This window comes from Metamycoplasma phocicerebrale, assembly GCF_003383595.3.
GTDB classification, from domain to species: Bacteria; Bacillota_I; Bacilli_A; order Mycoplasmatales; family Metamycoplasmataceae; genus Metamycoplasma; species Metamycoplasma phocicerebrale.
Window position 1 is genome coordinate 319491 of record NZ_CP033058.2, and the last position, 19060, is coordinate 338550.

Here is a 19060-nt window from a genome sequence, read left to right on the forward strand (position 1 = left end):
AAGCAAAATTTTGCTTTTTTATTATCAAATTTTTACCCTTTTTTCTGGGCTTAAATACATTTTATCGCCTTTTTTTATTTTAAATGTATTGTAAAAATCATCAGAATTTTGTACTTGAACATTTGCTCTTAGAATAACCGGAGCATGAACATCCACATCTAATAAAAGTTTTTGAAATTCTGGTCTATACTTAGCTCTTCAATTTGTAGCATATGATATATAAAACTTTTTAGCATTAAAATCGTCTTCACTTTTTGCTGCTTCTAGTGCACAAGAAACCCCTCCGGCATCAGCAATATTCTCCGATACAGTTAGCTTACCATTACATTTGCCAACCTCTGTTTCTCTACCATCGAATAAATCTATCATTTTTTGTGCTCTTAAATCAAATTCTTTTTTATCTTCTTCTGTTCATCAATTAATCATATTTCCGACTTCATCAAAGTTAGATCCATTATTGTCAAATGCATGAGATATTTCGTGAGCAATTACTGCTCCAATACCCCCATAATTTGAGGAAGAAGATTGCTTATCACTATAAAAAGGAGCTTGTAAAATACCGGCTGGAAAAACAATTATATTGCTTGTAGGATTGTAATATGCATTTATAATGGCAGGTGTCATACTTCAAAGGTCTTTATTTTTTTTCTTGCCATATTCTTCAAATTTACTTTTGTTTTTAATAGCATTAAAGTTCAAAACATTCATTATAAAATCATCATAACCGTTATATTTTGTTACTTTTAAATCGTTATAGAAATTATCTATAATATCAGGATACCCAACATAAACACCAATTTTAGATAATTTGAAAATTGCTTTTTCTTTTGTTTTTTGCGATAATCAATTATTTTCACTTAATCTTTTTTCATAAATAGATATCATTTTTTGAATCATGTGTTCAACATTTTTCTTGTTTGCTTTGCCAAAATAAGTTTCTCCGTAATATTTTCCGAACGCCATTTTATAATAACCGTCAGCGCTCAATTTCATTGCTAAGCGGGTTTTGCTCAAAGGTTTTAATTGTCCCTTTAATTTTCTACTAAATTCACCCGCTATTACAGCACTATCATAATCTAAAAATTCAGCTAAAGAAAGAAGGGTATCAATATATAAGAAAGCTTGATAATTTTCAAAATTTTCTTTAGTTATTAATTTTGAATAACTTTCAATCAAATCATCAGAAACAGCTATTACTCTATCTACATTTTTATGTAAAAGGTCTCCTATAATTTTTGACATTTTAAAATTTGTTACTTTTTCATCAAATTCTGATACCTGTTTTGGGTTATAAATTTTTGAAATAATCGCCCAATCTTCGGCAGATAAAATATATTTAGCTGCTTCGGTATCTCATTTTAAAGCCTTTTCTATTAAATTACTTATTCATTGTTCATTTTTATTTACTTTTTTTAATAATTTTGTTACCATTTCTTTTCATAAGTTATACAAAGAAATCTTTTTTTGTTCGTCTAAATAATATTTTTTTTCTGGCAAAATAACATTTGGACAAGAAATATATAATTCTTGTTTTTCATAATTTTTAAAATCTGTTTCAACAAAAAAAGGCATTGGAGCTGATAAATTATGCAAAGTTAAATATGAATAATTATCTTGAATGTCACTCCAACTTTTAAAACTAGTTATTCTATCTAAAATTGATAAAACAGGTTTGATACCATGTTTTTTACGATCATTTCAATTATTAGCCATTGTATAAAACTTTACCAATTCTATTAGAATTGGGTTATTTTGAATTTCATTGCTTTCTTTAGACCACTTGTTTAATAATTTAATTTTTAATTTATTTAGTTTTTCATCAAGTCGTTCAAAAGAACCGGTGCCAGATTTATCATCTGGAATTTTGTGTTTAGATAATCATTCGCCATTAACGGCTTCGAAAAAGTTATCTTTAATTAATTTTTTATTCATATTATTTCTCCTTAAATTGATTGTTTTGTGTAATAAAGTTCTAAGTCGTCTGTTTGTAAAACCTTCCTATAATTTTTTATATCTAAACCCTCAAAAAATATAAGAATATTGTATTGTCTTGCTTTTCTATATATCATACTTATATATAAAAGAACTTCTGGGTTATTTAATTTGTCCACAAAACTTTTATCCACTCATATTATCTTTATTCAACTGTTAATTAGTGAAATTAAATCATTATTAATTTTGCTAATTTTAAGACCAACTCCAACATTTGCATTGTTTTTTTGAATAATTTCTATTTTCTTTTTTGCTCTGAATATACTCTTTTCTGAGTTGGCTGATATTATTGGTTGAAAAGATTTAAAGTTTAGTAAACAATTTTCAATTTTTTTATTTTCTATTAAGTTAAAAATGAAATCATTAATAAATAATAATTTTCCATTTAATTGAAATTCATCTGGATTATTAAACACATTTAAATAAAGATTTTTATACAAATCTAAACTAGAAAGTTCAAAATCGGATTTAATGTTAAGAACATCAAATTTTAAATCTGTTCGCATTAAATTAATTTTAAACTTTTTGTCTTCAAAATTAAAAATATTAATCTTTTTCAAGTCAACAGAATAACTATTATTAATTTCGCTTAATACATATTCATATTTTTCTTTAAAAGTTAAAAAAGAAATGTCTTCATAAATTTTATCAGTTAGAAAACAATTATCTGTTAAAATAAAATTATTAGCTTTTATGTAATCAAAAAGCGTTTGGTAAGTATTAACTTCTCTTTTTATTAATAAGGTGTGTTTGAAACAAAAACTTTTAATAAATAAGTGTTTATATAATAATGATCACTTAGCAAAATTTTTTATATATTGTGAAGCTCTTTTTTCCATTATTTTTGAAAAAGGTACTACAAAAAACAATTTATTTCAATCTAAAAACACTTTAATATTATACATCTTTTTTTTAACACAGTTCAATTTAAAAAGCGATACAAAATTATTAACATTACCAATTTCTTTTATATTTAATATAAAGCAATATGCTAAATATTCGCTGCTTCTATCTAGCAAATAATCAGTGTTTATGTTTATTGATTCAAATACTCTATCTTCTCTAGCGTCGTTTTCAATTCAATTTAAAGTAAAATAAACTAAATTATTTTCAAATGAATTTATTGTAATGTTCACTTTTGTATTTACAAACGATTTTTTATTGTGAGCAATAATAGTATTTATTCCCACAAGTTCTTTGTTTTTAATTGCACTAATAAACATAGCTTTAGATTTATTATCAAGAAGGCTTAAAAAGTCATCTAATTTTCTTCATTTATTATGAGCAAAATTTACTTTTTTAATAAAAGAAGGTTGAGTTCATACTTCTTTTATATGAATATTAATTCTTATACGTTCTTTTTCGGTGTCAACTAAAAAATTAGAAAAACCGTTTTTGTTAGATGTTTTTATTCTAGCTCTATATGCAAAATAACCTATTAAGCTTACTGCCGAAATTACTGATAATAAAAGAAAAATAACCCAAACAATTCTTATACTACTTTCCGTCATTTTTAGTCTCCCATTTCTTTATAGAATGATGTGATCTTTCAAACTGTTTTGTAGTTTTTAAATTTGGAAATTTAATTGTTATTATCGTTCCAACCATATCAATAATTGTACCCTTACCAAAAGTTTGGTGCATAATTTCATCACCGACAATTAAATCGCTATTATTATTTTGGTTTTCTTCTGCATAAGAAAAGTCGTTAGCTAAATTAATGCTTGAACTTTGTTCTTGAATGCTGGCCTCTTTCAAAAATCTGCTGCTTTTTGTATAGCCACTTTTATTTATAGCAAATGATAAAAATAATTTTGTTTTAGCTCTTGTTATTGCAACATAAACTAATCTTCTTTCTTCTTCTAACCCTTCAACATTTTCTTCTTTTGTATTTGAATTATTTAAAAAAGTAAAATCTTTATTAGGGGCTATTGAAATAGCTCTTCTAAGAGGAAATATTCCTTCAGCCAAACCACAAATAAAAACATAATCAAATTCTAATCCCTTAGCATTGTGGACGGTCATTAATGAAACAAAACTTGTTGCGTCATCTTCTACATCTCTATCTGTTATTAATGTAATTTCTTGTAAATACTCATCTATTGTTCCATGGGTGTGTATTTTTTCTCAGTTTTCTATTGCGCTTATTAAACTTAAAAAGTTTTCTTTCTTAGCCTCATATTCTTCTTCGGAACTTTTGAATATTTCAAAATATCCTATTGTGTTCATCATAAACTCTTTTAATGTACTACTTATAGGATTTGTTTTCAAAGCAACTCTAGCCCATCTTATAGCATTGATTAATTTGGCAAGTTTTTCTATAGTAATATTAGAAACTTTAAGTTCGCTTCTAATATCGTCAAAATTTCTTTCAATTGCATCATATAAATCTGTTTTTTTAGATCTGGCAAAATCAATTAATCTGTCAATTGTTATATCCCCTATTTTTCTGGTTGGTTTGTTAATAATTCTTAATAGCATCAATTCACTACCATCATGTATTACTCTTAAATAAGCTAAAGCGTCTTTAATTTCTTCTCTTTGGTAGAACTTAATAGAACCGAATATTTTATATATAGTGTTTTCTTTAATTAATGCTTCTTCAATAGCTCTTGAATAGCTATTAGTACGATATAAAATAGCAATATTTTTTAATTGAACTCTGGATCTCTTTAGTTCTGATATTTTTTGCGCTATTCACCTTGCTTCAGCTTCCTCATTGTGCCCACAATAAAATTCAACATCTTCTCCGTCTTCATTATGAGTGTATAAATCTTTTTCTAGCCTAATTTTATTTTTAGAAATTAATTTGTTGGCATGATTAAGAATTTTTTTGGTGGAACGATAATTTTCTTCTAGTTTAACTGTTACTGTGTTTGGAAAATCATTGTGAAAATTAATGATTATATTAATGTCTGCATTACGCCAACTATAAATAGTTTGATCTGGGTCTCCAACAATGGTTAGTTTATCAGTAGAGCAAAGCTTTTGTAAAATCTTGTATTGAATAATACTTGTGTCTTGAAACTCATCAACAAGTAAATAATCAAAACGGCGACCTCATTTTTTTGCAATGTTGCTATATTCCGGATCATAAAATAATTTATATACAAAAACTAAAAGATCATCAAAGTCTAAGGCTTTAGATCTTTGGAGTCTTTCTTGATAGTGTTTATAAATGTTGTCTTTGGTTTCTATTATTCTTCTTTCCAATGGAGAAAGAGAGTTATCTATTTTTTCATCAATAACATTTAAAAAATCAAATAAAGAATTTTTTTTATTTTGTATATAACTTAACATTGAACTATAACTATATTCAAGATGTGAAATCTGCAATTCAGTATACACAGATTTTAAAATAGCTTTTTGATCTATTTCATCAATAATTTGAAAATCGTTATTATATCCTAGTAAGTGAATTTCATATCTTAAAATTCTTGCGCAAATAGCATGAAAAGTGCTAATTAAAGGCAATTTATCTGGATTGTCTAACATTGTGCTAACTCTTTGTTTCATTTCATTAGCAGCTTTGTTTGAAAAAGTTAAAGCTAAAATTTTTGAAGGGTTAACATTTAACTTTTCAATTAAGTATGCAATTTTATAGGTTAAAACTCTAGTTTTTCCCGAACCCGCTCCTGCTATTATTCTTAAAGGACCATCGTTATATTCGACAGCCTTTCTTTGTTGTTCATTTAAATTATCTAAATTAAGCATTTTAACCCCTTATTTCTATATTTTTATATAAATATATAAATTACCTTATATAATTATACCTTATTAAATTTTTATAATTCTTTGGAAGTATAAAAAAGACACACAAAACAGGTCTTTTATAAAATACTTATATTAGGTAATTCTCGTTTTTTTGGATATATTTTTTTATTAATATTTTCTTCTTCAATAATTTCTTCAAATTTATTAATTCAAACTGTTCTTGTTTGTGAAAATTTATCATTTCAACTAACTCTAGTTGCCCCGGCACCAGTAATTATCATAAATAAGTCCAAACCTAAGGCTATTGTTGCCAAAGTTACTGGTAATGCGAATACAACTTTTTCAACATTATTTAAATTTTTACCTCTTGTTGCTTTTAAAAAAGCATCAGTAGACATCAACATAAATGCAATAAATACAAAAATTCATAAAAAAGAAAATAACCTTTGTCGATCAAAAATAGCTTTCGAAAGTTTTATATTTTTATTTGTCAAAATTACCTTTATTTTACAAATGAGCATACCAATAGTCTTGCCTTTGGTAAGTATTGGAAAAACTATATAAGTTAAAACTAAAAACAAAATTAAACTTAGTAATCAAAAACGATAAATTAACTCTTTATAAAGAAGTTGATTAGTATAAAAATCTGCTTTTTTATAATTAAAAACTATAAAAGAAGTTGCTAGTGCAAAAACAACAAACAAAATTAAATCAATTATAGTTGCTAAAAGTCTAATTCAAAAATTAGCTTTTTTATTAATAGTTACTATCATAAAAACTTTTTAAATATTAACTCTCACTTTGATTTAAAACCATTAGTTAATTTTTTTAAATCTTCAATTTTGTATTTAATAAAATATTTATTGTTTTTAATTTGTTTTTCTCATTCTGACTTAAAAGTTTCAATTTCTTTCAATAAAGAATTTTTGATATTTAGTAATGATTTAGATTCTAATGAATCTTTTTTAGTTTTAAAAATACCAATAAAACCACAAACGTAATAACAATAATTCATAAATTTAGCGAATTCCAAGGCTTGTTTTGTTTCCCCATCAATATCATTAAAACTACTAAAAATTGAATTTCAGCAACGCGTTAAAGACTTAGGATTAAAAGCCAAAAAACTATAATTTCAATTTTCTATTCAGGTATCGTTAAAATATGCAAATGTTTCAGAATTTAAAAGTGCTCTATAAACAAAATTAGGTGAATATTCTAAATTAGAGTCCTTAATTCTAGGCGAATCAAAAATTTTATAAGCAACTTTAGTTTTAATAAAATAATTAAAAACAAAAGGTGTAACAAGAAGAAAGGGTTCCTTATTTTCTTTTAAATTTACAACTCCTAAAGAAGGTAATAATTCGGACCTTGTGCTAAAGTTAGATATTCCTCTTACAGAACCTGGCATTTCTACAAAATCTGGTTTTATATTTAACTTGTCTAAAAAGGTATCTATTCTTTTAACAAATTCACTTTTAATATTGCAATATGAATAATAAATAAATACATATGGAGTGTCAACTAAATCAAGCGCTTGTTTTATAACTAAATCAATGTGTTGGTGCGAAGTATTAAAAATAACCTTTAAACGTTCTTTTAATTTCATTTGTAATTCATCAATTTCAAAGAAATATTCATCTTTAGGTCTGTCAACCGTTAATATAACATTAAAGTTTTGGCTTTTTTGTTTGTATATGTTGCTAAGAATATTAGATAAAGGTATTACTGGATTATATATTGGGATAATTATAGTTAAATTTGTTTTCATAAAGTCCTACATTTTAATTTGGCCAGCAACACGAGGAAATGGAATTGCATCTCTAATATTTGAAATGCCTGTAACATACATAACCAATCTTTCAAAACCTATTCCAAAACCACTTGAAGGTGCATATCCAAAACGTCTTAAATCTAAATATCATTGAAGTGGTTCAGTAGGTATTTTTAAATCCTTCATTCTTTTCACTAATTTGTCATAACTTGCTTCCCTTTGGCTTCCGCCTATTAGTTCCCCAATTCCTGGCACCAATAAATCAAAGGCTCTAACTGTTTTGTTATCTTCATTTTGATACATATAAAAAGCTTTAATATCTTTTGGATAATTAATTACAGCAACAGGTCCTTTTACTATTTTTTCGGCTAAAAATTTTTCATGTTCTGAAGCCAAATCCATACCAAAGAAAATATTTTTTTCTTCAAAATTATCTTTATATTTTTTTAATTGTTCTATTACATCTTTGTAATCTAATACTGTCAATTTATTGTGTAAAAACTTTTCTAAAGTATCTAAAAGATTGGGGTTTTGTGAATTCAAATATTTCATTTCATCAGGGTAATTATTAATTGTGTTTTTAATTACAGTTTTTAATAAATCATCTGCTAAAGTTATTACATCTTTTAAATCATAAAAAGCTATTTCAGGTTCTATCATTCAAAACTCCGCCAAATGTCTAGAAGTATGAGAATTTTCCGCTCTAAAAGTTGGTCCGAATGTATAAACTTTTTTAAAACCTGCTGCATAAGATTCAGCATGTAATTGTCCAGTTACCCCTAAAAATGCTTTTTGTTTGAAAAAGAAGTCTTTAGATTCATCGTCAACTAATAAAGTTTCTCCTGCCCCTTCTCCATCATTAGAAGTAATAATTGGCGAAGCCATATTTAAAAATCCATTTTCTTGAAAATATTTATGAATTTCAAAAGTTAAAGAGTTTCTTATTATCATAACAGATCTAAATAAATTAGTTCTATGTCTTAAATGAGGAATTTCTCTTAAAAAATCTAAAGTAGTTTCTTTTTTTTGAATTGGAAAATCTAAATCAACATTATTCAAAACTTCTAAAGAACAAGCCAACAATTCAAAAGGTTGTTTGGCTTCTGGAGTTAAATGTAGGTTTCCTTTTATAATAATAGATGAACCTAAAGAAATATTTTCTATATTTCAATTTTGAATGTTTTCACCCTTAATAACTACTTGTAAATTTGAAACTGTACTACCATCATTAATAGTTAAAAATCTTACTTTATCATTACCTCTATTAGATATAACTCAACCTTCTATTTGGTAATCTAGATTTTCTTTTATTTCTTCTTTGTTTGTTATCAGTTGTTTAAGTGTCATAAAGCGCTCCTTGTTAATAAAAATTTAATGTTTTCGCTTAATTTAAATATATCTAATAATTATACTTTAAATAACTATAGAAATAATTAATAAGTTGTAATTTTAAGGCTTAAAAATAAAGCTATAAGTAAAAAAAATAATAAACAAAAAAAGTGCTATTTAAGCACTTTAATAATTCTAAGAACGTGTTCTTTCATAATAATAAGCTGCTATTTTTGTTCTTAAATTATTATCAATTATAGGGTATGTAAATAGTTGGTATGTTGAACTTGCAGCAGGTTGTGAATAGATAGATTTTGCTATTTCGTCATTTCCAAAATATCATTTTTCAATAAATTTATAAGTTAATTTATCTGCAGGAGTGTATGATATGTAATCAAAGTTTGCCAATTCAGCAAAATGGTAATTTGTAAATGTATCATTAAAAGCATCTTCAAATAATGCATATCCTTCATCAGAGTTATTTCTTACAATTTCTAACCAAGTTCAATAATCTCCAATGGTATCATTTGATAAAAATTTATTTATTTGATTTTTTCAATTAAAAAAATCATTTCAATTTACTAATTTGAATTTATCGTTTTTATTTAATGCTTCTATTACACCTTGCCTTTCATTATCAAAAATAGATTTTAAAACTTTTTTGGTGTTGCTAATTACTTCGGCATTTAAGTTTTCTTTTAAAACTTCAAAAAAATCTTTTTCTAAGTCATGCAACCCATCTTGAATGCTTTTGTTATTTAGGAAGTGCGAATTGTTAAAATATACATGTTCTTTTAAAGAAGTTAAGAAATTATCAGTATCTTCATCGCTCAATTTGTGCGAAATTATTCAGCAATCTACTAAAACATAATTAAATTTAGGTCTAATAAAACGAATAGTTCCTTCTTCGACACTTGAGTAATTATCTTCAGAATAATAAGCATCAAGAGCATCACCATTATATATAACTCCAGAATCAGATCTTGAACTTTTAGGTTCAATAACATGATTCAATAATTCTAAACCGTCTCCACTTAAAAAGTTGTGCGAAGTATCTTTTATAGAGGCACCTGAAACCTTTTCAACAAAATGTATAAATGAGTCTATTGCAATTTTGTAATTGTCTTCTGTAAACTCAAATAATTTGCCATTATCAGTAGTAAACACTTTTTTTCATTCATCGGGCTTTTCATACATATAATTAATAGCCCCAATCATTAAATTATCAACATAAGCATTTGTTCAAGCAACTCTTTCATATTTATTTTCTTTTAATACTGAAAAAATTTGCATTCAATCAAGTTCTAAACTTTTGTTTTCTAAATCTTGAATTTCGGGAGAATCTACTTTTAAATGTGGTCTAGAAGTCTTGTTTATATTGTATGCTATACCCTTATCTTGTGCAAAGTAAGGAATTATATAATCATAAAAGTGGTCTCATTCAGTTTGGTTATTTTTGTCTATAGATCTTCATCTTTTTAAATTTTTATTAATTTCAAAACCACGCTTTTTTCTTTCCTCTTCACTCATTTTTTCTAACTTATTGTAAATTAAAAAGTCAAAACTTTCTAAGTGATCTTGAACATTTTGTGTGTATAATTTTTTTCTTTTAGTTCAATCTTTGTTTTCTTCCCCTAACACTTTACTAAAATCAATTTTTCTAATTTTTTTATCCAAAATAAGTTGTGCAGCCTGGAAATCACTTCCTACTCCAGCTATAGCTTTATCTTGAGTTAATGCTTGGGTAAATTCACTTATTTCTTTGAACTCTTTGTAATTGTAATTTTTTTCTAATTTATTTATAATAGAAGGAGCCAAATAAGATTCATAATTATAAATACTAGGTCTATAATGATTAGTAAATTTAAATATTATTGCAAGACCAAACATGATTGCTATAAAGCTTAAACCAATTCATATTAAAACAAGTTTTAAAACTCTTTTATTCAATTTATAAAGCCTCCTTATAGAAATCTCTTTGAGATTGTTTTTTTGATAATTGAATTGCTTTTTTAGCTCTTGAATTTTGGGAAGTTTTAAGTACTATATAAATAGTATTTCCAAGTATAACAAATAATAAAGATATTGCTCCTATAGCTAGTGATCAGGCTTGAAATTGACCTGCATATAATTGAGTTCCTAAAGTTTCGGTATTAGAAACAATTCTAGTTATTATAAAATCATCAAAAGATAAAGTCATTGTCATAACAAAAGTAAACCCAATAGATCCCAACATATAAACAAAATATGTTTTAAATCAAGTTTGGAATTTTGAATAACCCAAATCTTGACTTGCTTCAAATATATTTTTAGAAAATTTATCGCTTTTTGGAAGCATTATTAAAATTCCATAAGGCAAGCACATTACTGTGTGTCCAATAATAGATCTAAAAAAGCCTTCACTAGTTGCCTTTAAAGTTCCAAAAAATATAAAATTCAATACTATAGCTAAAGTTAAACCGGTTATAACATCGGGGTTAATCATTGGTACATTAGAAGTGGCTTGTACATATGATCTAGCGGATTTATTTTTATGTCTTCATAAAGAAAAAACCGTCAATAAAGATATTGATATAACTAGAATAGATGTAATCATTCCTAATAAAAAAGAATTGACAAATGCTAAACCATGGGATTTAGAAAATAATTCGGTATAAGCTTCATAAGAAAATTTATTTCAAGTGGTTACCGAAAAAATACCCTTATCAGAAGGAGCATTAAAACTATAAACAACTCCAAAAAGAATTGGAATATATAAAAAGGCAAGAATTAAAAATACATATGAATATTTTAAGAAGTTTTTAATTTTACTCATAAGAACCCCCTTGTCTTTTTTTAGCAATTAAATATGGAATACCATATAAAACAGCATAAATTGATAATAATACCACTAAAGTAATAATAACTAAAGTTGATGAGTTTGCCAAGTCATAAGGATTTGCAGTGTTTGCAAATTGGTTTATTAAATTACCAATTAATTGTTTTTGTGAACCATTTGGTAATAATTTGTCAGAAATAATAATAGAAGTGGCTGACATCATTAGGACAATACCAAAACCACTCAAAATAGCTTTAGAACAATAAGGAATAATAACTGTAAATATAGTTTTAAACTTAGAATATCCTAAATCTTCTGAAGCTTCTAAAATGTTATTGGGCATATCTTTTAAAACTTGGTATAAAGGTAATACCATAAAAGGCAAATATAAATAAACCATACCAAAAACCATAAAGAAATTATTATTCAACATATCTTCATCAAATATTGCAGAAAACAACCCTCTAATTGCTAAAGCTTTAGATATAGTAAATATAGCGAGCGGGCTTAAAATTAAAGTTAATCCTAAAATTTTAATTGTTTTAGATTTAGACCTAGATACTATATAAGCATAAGGCAAACCGATAATTAATGAAAATAAAGCTGCAAATATTCCTGTTGCTAAAGATCTAAGAATAATGATTCATGTCGAAGGCTTAAAAGCTACTTCTCAGTTTTCAGCAGTTGTTTGGTTTTGCAAAGGTTTTAAAGCGTAAATGCAAACAAAAACCATGGGCAATATAATAAACAATATTGAAAAAAGAATATAAGGAATTAATAAAGAAATTTGTAATTTAGACATAGGAGCAAAAAATTTTGGTTTTTTAATTCTATGTTTATTTTTTAAAATTTCTCTAATTTTCATTAGATTGCTCCAATTCCTTTTGTAAAGCTTCCATTTTTTTATCTTTTTTCATTAAATGAATTGAATCTATATCTCAATCTAAATAAACTTCTTTGCCAACATTGTGTTTTGAAGAAGTCTCTACATGGATAATTTTATCTTTTACATTTATATCATAATTGTAATAACTTCCACCATAAGTTGATTTTACAATAGTTCCTGATAGTTTTGCTTTTGACTTAATTCTAGTTATTACAATGTCCTCTGGTCTAATCAAAGCGTCAACTGATTCGTTTGGTTTAAATTCAGTGTGAATGGTATCAAATGTTTTAGATAAAAATTTTACTTTATTGTCTTTAATAAATGTGGCATCAAAAAAGTTAGAGTCTCCTATAAAATTAGCTACTCATTTGTTTATAGGATAGTCATATAATTCTTTTGGAGTTGTAAATTGTTCAACTTTTCCATCTCTTATAACAGCTATTCTATCGCTAAGTTGTAAGGCTTCGTTTCTATCATGTGTAACAAATATAAAAGTTAAACCTAATTGTTGTTGAATATCTCTTAATAAAGATTGCATTTTTTCTCTAATTTTGGCATCTAACGCACTTAATGGTTCATCTAGTAACAAAATTTCTGGCTCAATAACTAAAGACCTAGCTAAAGCGACCCTTTGTTTCATTCCACCTGAAAGAAAGTTTACATTTTTCTTTTCATTGCCACTCAAGCCAACTAAGCCCATTATTTTTTTAACTTCTGCATCCATTTCATCATTATTAATTCTTCTAGTTAAATAACGTTTTTCATAAGCCTCAGTTTTCAAATCTACATAATTTTCTCAATATGAATATGTAAAATCCATATCATCTATTCATTTTTGATACTTATTTTTCTTCTTTTGTGATAGTTGAGAATTTGTGTTTAATTCTTTTTCATATAATTCAAATTCTTTGTCTAAATTTTTCATTTTTTGAATTGCATATTTTTCTCATTTTTTCTTTTGAGTGTTTAATTTAGATTCAAAAGATTTTGGAATATTGGTTTTTGGAATCCTACGTAATCTCAAGCCATATTTAATATTATTTTCAACATTTAAATGAGGAAATAAAGCATAATCTTGAAAAATTGTTGATACATCTCTTTTGTGTGGAGACAAATCTTTTATATCTTTTCCATGCAACTTTACCTCACCTCTAGTTACTCATTCAAACCCTCCAATAATACGAAGTATTGTAGTTTTACCTGAACCAGAAGGACCCAACAAAGTTATAAATTCCCCTTTTTTAATGCTTAAATTAACATTATCTAAAACAGTTTTATCTTCAAATTCTTTTACAACATCTACTAATTCTATTATTGGAGAATTATCATTTTGCATTTTTTTATTTTCCATTTATAACTCCTATTAAGATTTTGTTTTTTCATAATATCAATCTATCAATTTAGTTCTAAGTTCTAAATCTAAAGGTTGATAAGGTCTAAATATAGTATTTTTTGCTGTGTTTAAATCAAAAATTGATATTGCTTTTTCATCTGGTTGTTTATTTTTGTCTAAAAAATATCATTTTCTAATAAATTCTTTAATAGTTTTATAACTAGGTGTGTAATTAATTGTATTAAAGTTCATAATGTTAGTTAAATTTTCAATTTGAAAGGCTTTTTTAAAACAACCGTAATTTTCTTTAAAAAAAGAATCATTAATTTCACTTAAATTTTTATATTCCTTTGTGTTGTTTGCTAGGTTATCCTTAAACAAATTTGTATCATATTCTAATTTCTTATTACTATCATTTTTTATTAATAGATTATAAACATTTTCAATATATAATTTTTCTATTGCTTCTAATGTTAGTTTTACATCTGAAAAAATTGTTTTATTTAATTTGTCCAATAATAAATCTGAATCGAAATCTCTAGTATCCTTCGAGATAATTCAAGCATCTATATTTTTATAAGAATATTTTGGTCTTACAAAAGAAATATTATTTTTTTCATTTAATTGAATAAAATTATCTCTTCCGTAGTAAGCATCTAAAGCATCACCATTATACATAATTGCTATATCCGCCTTTCCCGATTTAGGTTCAATAATGCTTGATACTAATTCTTGCCCATCCGTTACTAACTTGTTCACATTAGAATTTTTAATCGTTGCTCCTGTAGATTTTTCAACAAATGTACTAAAAGAATTAATTAAATTTTTATAATTTTTTTTGTTTACTAATTTTCATTTAAAATGTTCTAAATCTGGTCCCGGAATTTCAGATTCTTTTTGATGAAATTGTCCTATCATTAAGTTATCTTGAAATCAATTTGTTCAGTACACCTTTGGTTTTTTATATTTTGAAACCAACATACTAATAGTTTTCTCTCATGACAAACCATCTTTAATGTCATTAAAATTCACATTTTCTTTAATATTATTTCTTGTAGATTTGTATATTTCACTATCTTCCGTGTTATAAACAACCATCTTGTCTAATGTAAAATATGGAATTAAAAATTGATAAAATTTATCGATACCTGTTTTTCCATCGATTTCAAAACCGACCGGAACATCTTTTTCATAATATATGTAAGGCAAAATGTCTTTATTTTCATCTAATTTAGCCTTTATATTGTTAGGGTTTTTTTCTTTTATTTTTTGTATAATTCACCAATCAAAATAGTCGAATTGTTCTTTGGTATCCCTAGAATATAAATTCATTATTTTTTCTTCATTAAGATCTTTTAAATCAAAGGCTTTTTCAAAATTAATTTTTTTTATCTTGTTTTCTAAAATTAATTCAGCTATTTGATAATCGGAACTCACTCCGGCTACAGCTTTTTTATTTTTAATAGCTTTAGTAAATTCGTCTAAATTTGTAAACACATGATATGAGTAATCTTTTTTAATTTTATTTATTATTTTTTTATCTAAATATGATTCATAATTATAAACACTTACTTTGAAAGGGCTTAATAATTTAATTATTCCAACAATTAAAATAGTCACAAAAAGTATAGAAGTAAATATTGAAATTAAAAGAATTTTTAAATGGTGTGTTAATCTTTTAGTTTTCATTAGTATCCTGCCTTTTTAATTTTTTGTTCATTATCAACTCAGTCTTGGTCGACTTTTACTCTTAAAAAAAGATTTACATTTTTACCAAAAACATGTGACATTTTTTTTCTAGCATTCATTGATATAGTTTTAATTTTAGAGCCATTTTTACCCACAACAATACCCTTTTGAGAATTACTTTTTACAAACAAAGTTGCTTGTATTATTATAGGACTAAAATTATCATTTTCATCTTCTTTAAATTCATCAACCGAAATAGCTATAGAATGAGGAACTTCATCATATAAATTTTTAATAGCTATTTCTCTTATTATTTCTTTTGCCATAAATCTTAAACTAGTATCAGATAATTGGTCTTCTTCATAAGGAGCTTCTGCTTCATAAGCATAGTTTTTAATTTCTTTTATTAAATTGAAATAAGTTTGTTTATATTTAATTCCAACACCAAGCACAATATTAAATCCTAATTCCTTAAGTGTCTTGGCTTTCTTATCTAGAACTTCTTGATTATCTACTAAGTCTACTTTTGTTATTATTGCTATTTTATTTTTTATGTTAAATTCATTAATTTTATTAATTATAAATTTATCTCCTGCGCCTATTTCTTCGTTAGCAGGACTTAAAAATAAAACAAGGTCTGCCGTTTCTATTGTAGAATAACTTTTTTCATTAAGTTTTTTAGATAATAAATATTCAGCTTTATGAATTCCGGGGGTATCGATAAAAATTATTTGCGATTCTTCGTCATTATATATAGCTTTTATATTATCTCTTGTGGTTTGAGCTAAATTAGAAACTATTGATAGTTCAAAATCTAAAACATTATTAACTAATGTGCTTTTACCGACATTAGGTCTTCCGATTAGACCTACATAACAAATTTTTTTCATATAGCCACCTATTGTCTTTTAATGTTTAAAGAATTCATAATATTGTCAACGTGAGAATTCATTATTTTTGCTTCTTCTTCAGTAATATGGTCAAAACCAAACAAATGAGCTATCCCATGAGCAAATATATAGCAAAATTCTCTTCTTAAACTATGATTAAACTCCTTGGCTTGCTTTTTTATTTTTCAAGGTGAAATAATAATTTGTCCTAATTGAATTTCATCGAGAAATTTTAATTCCTCAGATGCTTCCAACGGAAAACTTAGTATATCAGTTGTATAGTTTTTATTTCTATACATATTATTCAATTTTTTCATTTTATATTTGTTGACAAAAAGAAGGTCAACACAAAGATCTTTTTCGCTATTAAATTCCAACTTAGCTGCTTCTAAAATATTTAAAAAATCTGATCTAAATTGAAACAAAGAAAAACTATTGTTTTTAATGGTTAATTTGTTCATAAAACTAATTATAAATTAAAGTTAAAAAATCCTAAAAAATTATTAAATATTTTTTATGCAAAATTTATCTGAATTTTTATACAAAAACCTATTTGAATGGCTGGTTTCTAATACTAACGCTTTTGTTTGAAAATTTAATATTATTTTTTTAAATTTTTTAAATATCTTTTTAGATAAATATTCAAAACTTTCATCAAGAATAACTAATTTGTATTTTCTAATTAATAAAGGTAATAATTTTATTATCTGTTTTTGGCCTAAAGAAAGTTTATTTTCATTGTATTTAAGATTTGAACAAAGTTCTAAATTTAAGCTTTTTATTAAATTTAGAAAAATATTGTTTTTTAACATTTCACTCACAACTTTACTATTTATGTTAACAAACAAATATGTATATAAATCAATATTTGGAAAATTAAAATTATTATCAACATAAAAAACATTGTTTTCAATTCATAGAGAATCAATATCTTTTAAATTAATTTCGTTATAAAAAACGCAATTTTTCTTATCTTTAAAAAAACCGGCAAAAACTTTTAATAGACTAGATTTTCCAACCCCATTATTACCTAAAATTTTAGTATTGTGTTTAATATTTAAATTTAAACTATTAAAAACTCACTTATTCCCATGTTTAATTGATAAATTTTTTACAGAAATGTTTTGAATAGTTTCTATTTTATAATTTAAAGATTTCAAAAAATTTTGTGGAATGTTTAAAATAAATAAAATTCTTTCTAAATATATACTAAAAATAGATTTATTTGTTAAATAATTTTGGATTATCATAATTGGTGAATTGAGTAAACTCTGTATACTAATAATAAAAAACAAATTAGATAAGTGATTTGGGGAACTATTTATAAAGATAAAAAAAATAGTAATTTGAGATATGAGAAATAAAATAGAATTTAATAAGCTTTTAAAATTTATTCAATTTTGTAATTTGTTTTCGCAAAAGGCACTTAAAGATAAGTGTTGATTAAAATTATGTTTTTGTACATTGTTTCAAATATAAGAATTGTATAAATCATAATAGTAAGAAATAAAAGAAATATCATTAATTTCCTTAATGTTATTTTCAATAATTGTTTTATTTAGGTTTTTTATTCTTGTATCAATAAAGATAGCTAAAATTATCTTAATAATATATAGCGCTAATAAAAACAGAATTATTTTAATTTTGATAAAAAAGAATAAAGAGAAAGACAAAGCAAAAGACACTAATAAGTTGGAAAATAAATAAAATTTGTTAGCTAAAAACTCAGAAACAAAATCTATTAAATGATATCTGATTAAAATTTCATTTTTGTTTATCTTATCCAATTGTTTTTGGTCGGCATTTTTTAACTTATTTATAAACATCTGTTTTAAATACTTGGCTAATTTCAGCTTAATTTTTTTTATACAAAAACTATTTAAAAATTTTAATAAATTTAGTACAAGGGACGACCAACCAAACAATATCAAATATTGTAAAGAAAAACCCCTTATGTGAAGTTCTATGTATTGAAATAAAGATTTGTTAATGAATGATAAATAATAACCCATTATTGGCATAATACAACCAAGCACAACATTTAAAATTCATAAACTGCTTTTTGCTGAAATAATAATTTTATTTTTTTGAAAAAAACAAGAATCAATATGCTTAGCGGGATCTTTTTTGGCTAGTAATACTATACCTATAAAAAGTTCTTTAAAACTATTTAAGTGTATTTTTCTTTTTCCATTGATAGAATCATTAATAGTTATATATTCCTTTGCTATGTTTTCAATACATATGTAATGCAAAAAATCATCTATTTTTATTAGAGTAACTATAGGAAAATTAAAATTAAAATTTAAAAAATCGTTTCAAGTAGTTTTATAACTCTCTATGCTAATTCTAAGTTCTTGTGACACCTTAGAAAAAGACGAAATAGAAATTCCATCTTTTTCATATTCAGCTAAATATTTAATTTGATTAATGTTAATTCATTTCTTATAAAAAAAATTATATAAGCCTTGAATTACATATATCCCGCAATCTTTAATGTCTTTTTGTTTTCTTATCTTCATAAAAAAATTTTCTATTTATTTGTGCAAAATATGTTGAAAGAAAGAAAAATTTAAGAAAAAATTGTTAATTCTAATAAGATATGCAATAAAAAATAAATTTTGTATAAAATTTCTAT

At 24.8% G+C, this 19060-nt stretch carries 14 protein-coding genes; all 14 read right to left on the reverse strand.

The window, feature by feature from the left end; all coding sequences use genetic code 4:
* Positions 1-21: 21 nt before the first annotated feature.
* Positions 22-1932 (reverse strand): M13 family metallopeptidase, encoded by a 1911-nt coding sequence (locus DMC14_RS01265; RefSeq protein ID WP_116171432.1) that lies wholly within the window; start codon positions 1930-1932, stop codon positions 22-24.
* 11 nt (positions 1933-1943) lie between these two features.
* Positions 1944-3503 (reverse strand): MHO_4530 family protein, encoded by a 1560-nt coding sequence (locus DMC14_RS05975; RefSeq protein WP_116171433.1) that lies wholly within the window; start codon positions 3501-3503, stop codon positions 1944-1946.
* Complete coding sequence (locus DMC14_RS01275; protein ID WP_116171434.1) at positions 3490-5706, reverse strand: ATP-dependent helicase; 2217 nt, start codon at positions 5704-5706, stop codon at positions 3490-3492. Before DMC14_RS01275 ends, DMC14_RS05975 begins: the two co-directional genes overlap by 14 nt.
* 116 nt (positions 5707-5822) lie before the next feature.
* Positions 5823-6479: an RDD family protein gene (locus DMC14_RS05980; protein ID WP_116171435.1), complete on the reverse strand. Its 657-nt coding sequence runs from the start codon at positions 6477-6479 to the stop codon at positions 5823-5825.
* Positions 6473-7474 (reverse strand): glycosyltransferase family 2 protein, encoded by a 1002-nt coding sequence (locus DMC14_RS05985; protein WP_116171436.1) that lies wholly within the window; start codon positions 7472-7474, stop codon positions 6473-6475. Before DMC14_RS05985 ends, DMC14_RS05980 begins: the two co-directional genes overlap by 7 nt.
* Positions 7475-7480: 6 nt before the next feature.
* Positions 7481-8824 carry an asparagine--tRNA ligase gene (gene asnS / locus DMC14_RS01290; RefSeq protein ID WP_137412658.1) on the reverse strand — a complete coding sequence of 448 codons (1344 nt, stop codon included), beginning with the start codon at positions 8822-8824 and terminating at the stop codon, positions 7481-7483.
* Between the two features lie 177 nt (positions 8825-9001).
* Positions 9002-10756 carry a hypothetical protein gene (locus DMC14_RS05990; protein ID WP_116171438.1) on the reverse strand — a complete coding sequence of 585 codons (1755 nt, stop codon included), beginning with the start codon at positions 10754-10756 and terminating at the stop codon, positions 9002-9004.
* Position 10757: 1 nt separating this feature from the next.
* Positions 10758-11621: an ABC transporter permease gene (locus tag DMC14_RS05995; protein ID WP_116171439.1), complete on the reverse strand. Its 864-nt coding sequence runs from the start codon at positions 11619-11621 to the stop codon at positions 10758-10760.
* Positions 11614-12489 carry an ABC transporter permease gene (locus tag DMC14_RS01305; RefSeq protein WP_116171440.1) on the reverse strand — a complete coding sequence of 292 codons (876 nt, stop codon included), beginning with the start codon at positions 12487-12489 and terminating at the stop codon, positions 11614-11616. Before DMC14_RS01305 ends, DMC14_RS05995 begins: the two co-directional genes overlap by 8 nt.
* Complete coding sequence (locus tag DMC14_RS01310) at positions 12479-13861, reverse strand: ABC transporter ATP-binding protein (RefSeq protein WP_116171441.1); 1383 nt, start codon at positions 13859-13861, stop codon at positions 12479-12481. Before DMC14_RS01310 ends, DMC14_RS01305 begins: the two co-directional genes overlap by 11 nt.
* 12 nt (positions 13862-13873) lie before the next feature.
* On the reverse strand, positions 13874-15532 hold the full coding sequence (locus DMC14_RS01315) for a type 2 periplasmic-binding domain-containing protein (RefSeq protein WP_116171442.1): 1659 nt from the start codon (positions 15530-15532) through the stop codon (positions 13874-13876).
* Positions 15532-16422, reverse strand: a complete 891-nt coding sequence (gene era, locus DMC14_RS01320; RefSeq protein ID WP_116171443.1) for a GTPase Era — start codon at positions 16420-16422, stop codon at positions 15532-15534. The genes DMC14_RS01315 and era overlap by 1 nt, the downstream gene beginning before the upstream one ends.
* Positions 16423-16430: 8 nt before the next feature.
* Complete coding sequence (gene ybeY, locus DMC14_RS01325) at positions 16431-16883, reverse strand: rRNA maturation RNase YbeY (protein WP_116171444.1); 453 nt, start codon at positions 16881-16883, stop codon at positions 16431-16433.
* Positions 16884-16925: 42 nt separating this feature from the next.
* Positions 16926-18944 carry an Mbov_0121 family peptidase domain-containing ABC transporter gene (locus DMC14_RS06000; protein ID WP_116171445.1) on the reverse strand — a complete coding sequence of 673 codons (2019 nt, stop codon included), beginning with the start codon at positions 18942-18944 and terminating at the stop codon, positions 16926-16928.
* Between the last annotated feature and the right edge of the window lie 116 nt (positions 18945-19060).